Origin of the sequence: Thalassolituus sp. UBA2009 (assembly GCF_002335285.1) — a bacterium.
GTDB classification, from domain to species: domain Bacteria; phylum Pseudomonadota; class Gammaproteobacteria; order Pseudomonadales; family Oceanobacteraceae; genus Venatoribacter; species Venatoribacter alkanivorans.
The window spans coordinates 1-9372 of record NZ_DDCJ01000072.1 but is presented as its reverse complement, the minus strand read 5'-3'; the positions used below and the strand labels follow the sequence as shown (position 1 = coordinate 9372).

Annotated in this window: 8 protein-coding genes and 1 rRNA gene; all 9 read right to left on the bottom strand. The window is 49.6% G+C overall.

What is annotated here, in order from left to right:
• The coding region (locus B3P58_RS09205) for an energy-coupling factor ABC transporter permease (protein ID WP_286717127.1) at positions 1-647 on the bottom strand (647 nt) is incomplete at its 3' end.
• Positions 644-1087: a ribosomal protein S18-alanine N-acetyltransferase gene (rimI, locus tag B3P58_RS09200; RefSeq protein WP_286717125.1), complete on the bottom strand. Its 444-nt coding sequence runs from the start codon at positions 1085-1087 to the stop codon at positions 644-646. The genes rimI and B3P58_RS09205, both read right to left, overlap by 4 nt.
• Positions 1088-1091: 4 nt before the next feature.
• The gene (locus B3P58_RS09195) at positions 1092-1829 is read right to left on the bottom strand and encodes a hypothetical protein (RefSeq protein WP_286717122.1); all 738 of its coding nucleotides are present in this window, start codon (positions 1827-1829) and stop codon (positions 1092-1094) included.
• 3 nt (positions 1830-1832) lie between these two features.
• Positions 1833-3383 (bottom strand): 2-isopropylmalate synthase, encoded by a 1551-nt coding sequence (locus B3P58_RS09190; RefSeq protein ID WP_286717120.1) that lies wholly within the window; start codon positions 3381-3383, stop codon positions 1833-1835.
• Between the two features lie 74 nt (positions 3384-3457).
• Complete coding sequence (locus B3P58_RS09185; protein WP_286717118.1) at positions 3458-5791, bottom strand: DUF6160 family protein; 2334 nt, start codon at positions 5789-5791, stop codon at positions 3458-3460.
• Positions 5791-6354 (bottom strand): hypothetical protein, encoded by a 564-nt coding sequence (locus tag B3P58_RS09180; protein WP_286717117.1) that lies wholly within the window; start codon positions 6352-6354, stop codon positions 5791-5793. Before B3P58_RS09180 ends, B3P58_RS09185 begins: the two co-directional genes overlap by 1 nt.
• Positions 6351-7427: a hypothetical protein gene (locus tag B3P58_RS09175; RefSeq protein WP_286717115.1), complete on the bottom strand. Its 1077-nt coding sequence runs from the start codon at positions 7425-7427 to the stop codon at positions 6351-6353. Before B3P58_RS09175 ends, B3P58_RS09180 begins: the two co-directional genes overlap by 4 nt.
• Positions 7420-8391 carry a hypothetical protein gene (locus B3P58_RS09170; protein ID WP_286717114.1) on the bottom strand — a complete coding sequence of 324 codons (972 nt, stop codon included), beginning with the start codon at positions 8389-8391 and terminating at the stop codon, positions 7420-7422. Before B3P58_RS09170 ends, B3P58_RS09175 begins: the two co-directional genes overlap by 8 nt.
• 908 nt (positions 8392-9299) lie before the next feature.
• Positions 9300-9372: ribosomal RNA gene (gene rrf, locus B3P58_RS20850) — 5S ribosomal RNA — on the bottom strand; the annotation flags it as partial.

Genomic DNA, 9372 nt, shown 5'->3' with positions numbered 1-9372 from the left:
GAATCTTCGTCGAAGGTGCTCAGCCAGCGGCTGTGGTAAACCACCATACCGGTGATAAACATGCCGTTTACCACACCTTCGGGGAACATCATCATCGGCAGGTAGCGTAAATAATCACGCCAGATTAATTCCACCGGATGAACATCCAGTAACCACAAACTGAGAGCCTGTAAAAAGTCGGAAAATCCATGGGTTAAACCGGCATTTAAAAATCCGGCCACCAGAATATAAATGAAAGGATTGTGAGCAAGACGGCGATAAACCAGCAGATAAAAACCGTAGCTGAATAATACCGGTAACGCACCGGCCAATAAGAACTGATATGGCAAAGCCGCCCACCAGAGTTTTCCTACCAGCACCAGAATAACCTGTACCAGCAGTACCGACAGCAATGCCAGACGCCAGCCCATCATCAGTGTAATCGCAGTAACCCCCATTAAATGAAAGCTCAGCCCTGGCAATATACCCGCCTGCATATTCCACAACAAAGCCAGTACGACCACACTACCGAAAAAGAAATGCTGCGCACCGCGCAGGTTAAGTAACGCCTGCCAGTTATAACTGAGCAGTGCAGGAATTAGTAAAAGAACAGAGATAATGGCCGACCACCAGAGTGCCATTTCAGGCAGGAGGCCGGAGTCAATCATGCCTGCAGCTCCAGACAATAAAGCAGGGCATCTTCATGACCAGAGGCGGTCGGATAATAATTGCGCCGGCAACCGGCCTGACAAAAGCCCATAGACTCGTACAGGGCAATCGCTTTGTGATTACTTTCCCGAACTTCCAGAAACCATTGTTCGGCCTGCTGCTCCTGCAAAAAATCATGCAGTGCATTCATCAGCACACGACCAGCGCCCCGCCCCTGTTGCTTCGGGTCAACGGCGATCATCAGTAATTCAGACTCACCAGCCACCAGCGTAATCACCGCATAGGCAATAACCTGGTAGTTGTTTTCCAACACCCAGACGCAATGTTCACGGGAAAAATAGCGGCGTAATACGCTTTCCGGCCAGGCGTGAAAATGAGCCTGCTGTTCTATCTGATAAACCGCAGAAAAATCGGCGTCAACCGCAGGACGGACATGCATGGTGTTATAACTCGGTCTGAGTCAGCAGGGCCTGCCAGAGCTGACGCTTATATTGAGCGTTTTGCATCACATCAGAAAGGCAGGCCGCGCGGAATAACAGTGGCGCCTGAACCTGTTGCAGCCAATGATCGCTGTCCTGACCAAAAGCCACGGCATAGCGCACGCCCTGATCGCGCAGGAATTGCCATTGCGCCGACAGCGCCTGCAATGCGACAGGCCGGCTCTGATCATCATGGGCAGATTCAATAAACGGCCAGCGGAAACATAATGGCGCCTGCAGCAAACCGGCCGGTGCCTGCAGAGCAGACATTACCCGGTAAGCAAAAGCCGCCAGACGTTCAGCCTGAGCAGCATCGTCGCATACCCAGACACCACCGGCCGATACCCGCAGAAAGTGCAGTTCAAAACGCGGTGGAGTAAGGTCAGTCGTTGCAGCAGCGGCAACGTCAGCAACAGATTCAGAAGCAACGTCAGAAATAGCCACAGCCGGAGTGTCTGCAGGTTTGCTTTGCGCAGCAGGCTCTTTGGCAACAGGCTGCGCGGCGGCCTCATGCAGCAGCTGAGCTGCCATCGGGTGAGCAATATGGCCACCACCTTCAGACGTCAGTGCCGGACGAGGCGCCGCAGCATGAGCATCTTCCGGCAACCAGCGCGGGGCCGGTACGCCGGGCAGCGGCTGGCGTGGCATCCACTGTACGATGCCCATTGCCTGCAAATAATCGAGCCGCTGCTGCTCACGCACTGGTTATACGCCGTCGGACTGAGGATGCTGACGTTCTGCACCGGTCAGCAACAGATTCAGGGCGTGTATATAGGCTTTGGCTGATGCCACAACGATATCAGTGTCGGCACCACTGCCATTCACAATACGGCCACCCTTCTCCAGACGCACAGTTACTTCCCCCTGAGAATCGGTTCCCTGAGTGATGGCATTGACAGAGTACAACAGCAAATTGGCACCGGAGTTGGCCACACCTTCAATGGCTTTAAGCGCGGCATCCACCGGGCCACTGCCGTTGGCTTTAGAGCGCTGCTCTGTACCGTTATGGCTGACCACCACTTCCGCAACCGGGGTTTCACCGATGGCGGAATGGCATTCCAGTGCCACCAGTTTGTAAGCTTCAGGGGCAGAGTTGCTGATGGTTTCTGTCACCAGTGCCTGCAGATCTTCGTCGAAGATTTCGTGCTTTTTATCCGCCAGTTCTTTAAAGCGGGTAAAGGCTTCGTTCAGGGCCGCATCGGTATCAAAAGTTACGCCCAGCTCTTCCAGACGGCTGCGGAATGCAGCACGGCCAGAATGCTTACCCATTACCATTTTATTGGCGCCCCAACCGACATCTTCGGCCTTCATGATTTCATAGGTTTCACGGTGCTTGAGCACGCCATCCTGATGAATACCGGATTCATGCGCAAAGGCATTGGCGCCAACGATGGCTTTGTTCGGCTGTACCGGGAAACCAGTAATGGACGATACCAGACGCGACGTCGGTACAATTTGGGTAGTGTCGATATTGGTGCTGATATTGAACAGATCGTGACGGGTACGGGTGGCCATCACAATTTCTTCCAGTGCCGCATTACCGGCACGCTCACCCAAGCCGTTAATGGTGCATTCCACCTGACGGGCACCGTTGGCTACAGCAGCCAGCGAGTTGGCAACAGCCAAACCAAGGTCGTTATGACAATGCACCGAGAAAATAGCTTTATCGGCGTTAGGAATACGTTCCAGCAGGGTTTTGATTTTGTAACCAAATTCTTCCGGAATGGCATAACCCACGGTATCCGGAATATTGATGGTACGCGCGCCGGCGTTAATCGCAGCTTCAATAATGCGGCACAGGAAATCGTTTTCAGAGCGGCCGGCGTCTTCGCAGGAGAACTCCACATCGTCAACAAAGCTGCGGGCTTTTTTCACGGCGTAAACCGCCTGCTCAACCACCTGATCGGGCTGCATACGCAGTTTGTACTGCATATGAATTGGCGAGGTAGCAATAAAGGTGTGAATACGCGCGCGCTCGGCTTTTTTCAGTGCTTCGGCGGCGTGTTCCAGATCGCGGTCAACCGCACGGGCCAGGCTACAGATAGTGCTCTCACGTACCGCTTCGGCAACGGCCTGAATCGCAGCAAAGTCGCCCGGAGATGCGGCGGCAAAGCCAGCTTCAATCACATCAACGCGCATTTTTTCCAGCGCTTTACCGATGCGGACCTTTTCTTCCTTGGTCATGGACGCGCCCGGGCTCTGCTCGCCGTCACGCATGGTGGTGTCAAAAATGACCAAACGGTCTTGCTGGCTCATGTGCTACTCCGCTGCCAATGAATCGAGCGCATAGTATACGCACGATCAGAGTGATTGGCAGCAGCCGTATGAGATTAGCGGATAGGTGTCGCCGTCAGGTTAGTGGTCATATTCAGGTTCTGCATCACGATACCGGAGAATACGGTTTGTGGCAGATCAACATCCGGATGCTTCAGCTGAACCTGGTCAATCTGAAGATCCTTAAAGGACACATTCCCCTGCACCGCGAAGCCCTGCGGACGCAATGCCAGCTGAGCCGCCGTTGGGTTTGCAACGTAGGTATACGTGGTACGGCTATCGTCATCGTAGATCAGCTCTTCTTGCACGACCAGATCAGGGTCATACTCTCCGCTGTATTTTTTCAACACTTTGGTTTCATAGACATCAATTTTCAGGTTGGCCTGAAAACCATAATCGTTGCTGTCAGTCACGCCCAGTCCATCACTGGTACTGTAAGAATCAAAAATAATCTGCGTTCCTTTACCATCCAAATTTCGATTGTTCTCCCAGGTCAGACGATTTCCTCGCTTCAATGTCCCATCTGGATTATATTCCGATGGTGCAAAAGCAGCTTTCAGCGCAACCGTCATCCCTTCATTGCCACGGTCTTCCCAGCGGCCGCCATTGTTAGCACAGCTCGCCGCATCACCACTAGCACCAACGCACACAGCACCAGAACCGCCTGGATTAATGGTGAGAGACGATCCTTTTTCAAAACGTTCCAGCTGAATACGGCCAAGGCTGCGGCCGGTATTTTTATCGCCCCAGCGCATGTTATCCACATTCATAGTGCTCCACTGTTCAGTGCGGTTTACGCTGAGACCGGTATTGCTGACATCCACCTGAATGCCACGCAGATGGATATCGTAATTCACCCCGGTGGCCCAGACGCCATTACCGTTTTCATCAATGGATAAACCAATATTGGAATCACTGAACAAATAATCGCCATCAATCTGAATACCGCCACCACTGACGCCGCCAGCAGTGATCAGCGTATAGCCATCAAGATTGAAATCCATTGCCTGGAACACTTCCAGCGACAGCAGCAATTCAGCCCCCCCCTGAATCGGGGCCGTTTTATTACCAACACGTAAGCCATCAATACTGTAACTGCCCTGAACGCGGTTCATACCCATAGCAATCGCGGTTTTGTCTGCGGTGCCGGCATTGTTATCGTGATCAAATGAACGCACATCCAGTGTCAGATCACCACGACCATAGCTTTCGATACCACTGACGACCACCATACGGCCATTATCAATATAGGCAGCTTCCGCATTCGCCAGATTCCATTCAACCGCAGCTGACATACCGTCGCTGGAACCATTCAGTCCTGAATAAAAGCCCGTTGCATAAGGCCGAATTGCCGCAGGTAAATCAGTAAATACCGGCTGACGGATGCCCGGATAAAAAGCCATACGATTGCTATAGCCATTGCCATCTTTAAACAGAAAATCCAGCTGAATTGCACCAACAGGATTAGAACTGTCACCAATCAGAATTTGATTCGCATTAAAGGAACCATCTAACTGGTCATAGCCCAGCAACAGATGATCAGACATCACATCAAAAGTAAGGTTAGTAACATTCAGCGCGCCGCTGAAATTACCCATAAACAGTGAATTACCATCATCGGTAAAACGTACATAGTTGGTTGGATCATCCAGAATACTTAACGATGCATTAAGACTGATACCTTCCGCACCATCACGTCCACCGGCAAAAATCTGAGCATCACCCGACAATGCCAGCTGTCCGGCCAAGGTGCCCAGCGACACGCCACCTAACTTCACGCCGCCAGTAGAGAAGGAGTAACTGAATTCATCCAGATCAAAATTCAATCCTGTCCGGGAGCCATCAACCGCTTCACCGATGGCCAGGCGGGTAATATTAGCGTTGTAGCCGATATCATCAAAACTCACCGAACTGCCATTGGTTGTCCAGATCAGTTCTGCATCACTGATTGATGTCTGGAAGCTCCCCTCAAGAAAATTTTCAAGCGAGCTACTGGCACCAACCTTAATCAGATTGGTGCCGCTGTAATTCAGACGGAACTGACCAAAGCTCGCTGCTGAGTCATTGATACGGATCGCACCAATATCCAAAGAGGTTGGATAAACCTCACTGTTAATTTGTAACGATCCATCCGCAAGCACATCAACAACCTGCTTGCTGGACGAAGGCAGTGATATATCAGCCTGACTACCCCGTTCGATATTTTGTAGCTGCAGCCTGTTGGCATCTTCTGTGTAGGTAACATCTCCGACTGTCAGATGGCTAGAGGTTTCTAACGTGATGCCTGCCTGTGCATTAACCGTCTGCAGCTCCTGATCCGCCATCGGCACCAGGCCAGCATTCAGCAATGAAGGTGCTGCAACCAAACTGCTTATTATTATTTTTTTCATCATGGCGCCCCGGTTGGGAAAATCAGCAGATTCCCCTGCAAATTGGCTTTGCCGTTGATATTGACTGTCATGATATCGGTTTGCATAAAACTAGCATCCGTCGGCCGGGCACTGTTACTGTTGGCAATGGTGAATGAAGCATCCTCATAGTTCAGGTTATTGGGCAAACCGATTTCAAAAACATCACTATTAAAGGCCGCACCATCGCCATCAAAATCTGAATTAATCTTTCGGGTTCGCAGGGTTAATCCTTCAAAAGAAAAACGTCCACGAATATTATCCAGCACCAACCAACCACCGCCAGCTCCTGAGTTGACGGCAATACGTCCACCACAGCGTTTATCGGTTGAGGCTGTTGTACAACTGGTTTGCCAGCTGTAACCATTGTCCGACGGACCATCGACATTTAGCGGGCCGCCGTTTTCATTGATTGTAATATCGCCCGACAGATACACACCGCCCTGACCGGAGACAGCACTTAAATCTTCGGAACTTAAAGGCTCCAATGCGAAGCCATAAGTCGGCATAAAGGAAGCAAAGATGATCAGTAAGCGTTTCATCATAAGTCTCTGCTCGTTGCCCGCAGATACTGAATCTGCATATTGGAAATGGTGGCACTACCGAAGTCTGAGCCACCCACAGATAACTTCCCAATATGAATATCAGCGCGAGGGCCGTTATTATAAAAATCGGAGTATCCTGCACTTCCCAAAGCGCAGCCACCAGAAGAATTCAAGTCAGCACAGGCACTATTCAGACGGCCAACTTCAATGGTGAAGTTACCACTCGAATCTACCTCAAAAGTCACCGGCTGCTTCTCCCCCCAGCCCAACTCGTTCTCAAGGACAAAATTCTGAAAGCGAACATCCTGACCACAATTATTACCTGCCGAATCACAGGCATAAAATGTCAGGTCGCTGGCAAAGACTTTTAATGCTAGGTTGCCAACCATCTCGTTATTTTCACCCCACAGACGGATATAACTGCCATCGATAGCAACACCCTGGGCATGTCCTTCGAGTGACTGAGCCTGAGAACCTGCAACATTTAAGTCATAACGAATACCGAAGTCAGCACGCTCTGCCGCTCTGCTGTTTAATACCGAAGTGTCGATGCCGGTAACACGATCAACACGCTGGCCCGTTGACTGCTGCTGATTAGGGTAGCGCCGTTCTGTACGAGTCTCTGTGGCCAAAACAAGCATACTATCCGTACCAGATTCAGACCCCACCTTACGGTGCGGAGCGCTATATTCAAAAACAGCTTTATCCGCAATACCAATAGTATCGCCGTCTACCAGTTCAAGATTGTAGGGATAGAGTAAGCGACCAAGATTAACCGGATTGCCAATAACATTAGCACCCCGATTGCTACCCGCCCCCGCGACATAAAACTGAGAGACACTCAGGACGACATCCTGACCATCTTTATTTTTAATACCACTGATATCCAGCCGGTTTCCGTTGGCAACATCAGTGCCCGCTTCAAAGGCAAAGTCTTCCAGAATAAAGCCGATACCTTCACCATCAACGGCACCCAGCTCCCGATCATCCAAACCAATTAACTCAGCTTGAGTCTGGGTTACCGTTGACAAAAGAACGACGCTAAACATCACACAACGAATATTCTTAGTCATAATAAGGGTCCAGGAATTTTGTGCGGATACGTTCGATACCATTAAAAGACTGCTCGAAGTCAACCGTAATACCGCCATTTGGGATATTCATAAAGGCTCCTGAGACCGTTGGAGTACCAACACCGTTATCTATCCAGCTGATGCTTTTAGTCTGGAAAGACAAAAACATACCAGTAGCTGGATTGCCACTTTTCCCAACATCCAGCGTTCTAAAAGAATTAAGTCTAAAACAAGTACTGATACCAAGAATCGCGCAATTACTTGCAGTCAAAGATGAAACGACATCATTGAGCCAACAACCACCATCAACACATTGCAATGAGTTTCCATTAGCAAGACCAACCCCAACAGCCCGAACAGAATCAGGTTCACCTGTAACAGGATTAAGCAACACAGCGCGATCAACCGACTCCATCATCGTGTTATCACCAACACCAGCAACACCTAATAGGAAGCGAACAAATCCACTTGCTTGATCACGTATCGGCTTAGCACGACCACGCACATCTACCTGTAAATTACCTGTAAGCGACTCAATATTTCCACTGAGCTTGCCTAATGCAGAGCCAAAGCCTAAGCGAATACCAACCAACTCTTCCTTTCCATTTACATCCTCAAACGCCAACTCAAAGAAAGGATCTGTAATACGGAATGGATTGAGAGTGCCGTCGTTATTAACACTGCCAAGTGCAAAATCATTAATGCGTATATCACTGCTTCCTGCAGCCTCACCCGCACGGTCATATCGGCCCAGCTCAACAAGATCGGAGTTCATGGATATGTCAATGTCCATACCAAAGGTGAACTTTGTAAAGTCGACGGAGCCAGAAGTATCGCGGTCTATCTGAAAGAAAGCCTGCCCAGTCTGAATTCCCAACTCCTCGTCTGTCATAGGCTGCATTGCAGCAGCGACGATAGGAGAAAGTACAACCGTAAGGACAAGCGTGAAGATTATTTTTATCACTTGGCACCTTGGTACAATAAAGCGAGCACAGGGAAGATTACTATTAATGACTGTAATACAGGTGGAGAGTAACCGTGGTGATCGCTTGTTTATGTTTTTTATAATTTGTTAACTTAGGTTACAGGCTGCCAGAAAAGCATCAATCAATATTAGAAGTACGTCCGTACCCTTTACACAAATAAATAAGACCTTAGTTTTGTTTTTTTAAAAGCATTACCCTAAAACTCAGGATTTATGCACCAACGTTCAGCTTTTCCATAACCAAAAGAAGTAATTCCCCTGGACAAACATATCCAACAACTCCAGACCTAAAAACAAAAGCCTCTCGCCAGCTTCGATGCTGAAAGCCTTTAAAAGAGCTGGAAGATAGACAGCGCTGCAGATTCAGCACTCGTTGGCCGAGGCAGTACACTTCAAACAGATAGATAGCAGATCAGAGTAAACGTGATAGCGACTGTTGCACTGCAGAACTCAATAAACACAGTGTTGTATTTATCCCAGACGCCTTGATTCAATCCCACAGGCCTTGGCTTACGTCTATGAGCACTTACCATTAAAAACCTCCCAGCGTGCGCTGGCGGGGCTGTAAATCATGGTTCAGTTAGCCACGCCGTTTAACGCGGACAGTGTCAGCCAAAACCCTGTTTCAAACAAACAAAAACCCCTGCAGCTGAGCTACAGAGGCTTGGAGTAAGTACCTGGTTGGCGAAGTTAACACCTTTATGGCCGTGGCCTGTACAGCAGGGTGGTCATCGGAGAGCCATTAAGTTATTGCAGGTATTTTATTCAGACAAAGACTGAACGGCAGGATGCTGTTCAGCACAGCGGAGCTGCCTGAAGGGTTGGCACAGGGAAGTGCCAACATGAAAAAACCCCAACCGCATAGCGATTGGGGTTTTAGAATAAGAGCTTGACGAAGACCTACTCTCACATGGGGAAGCCCCACACTACCATCGGCGATGCTGCGTTTCACTTCTGAGT

Excerpts from the sequence above, each read along its gene's own strand:
- B3P58_RS09185 (WP_286717118.1), bottom strand. The coding sequence starts at position 5,791 with ATGAAAAAAATAATAATAAGCAGTTTGGTTGCAGCACCTTCATTGCTG.
- B3P58_RS09175 (WP_286717115.1), bottom strand. The coding sequence starts at position 7,427 with ATGACTAAGAATATTCGTTGTGTGATGTTTAGCGTCGTTCTTTTGTCA.
- B3P58_RS09190 (WP_286717120.1), bottom strand. The coding sequence starts at position 3,383 with ATGAGCCAGCAAGACCGTTTGGTCATTTTTGACACCACCATGCGTGAC.
- rimI (WP_286717125.1), bottom strand. The coding sequence starts at position 1,087 with ATGCATGTCCGTCCTGCGGTTGACGCCGATTTTTCTGCGGTTTATCAG.
- B3P58_RS09180 (WP_286717117.1), bottom strand. The coding sequence starts at position 6,354 with ATGATGAAACGCTTACTGATCATCTTTGCTTCCTTTATGCCGACTTAT.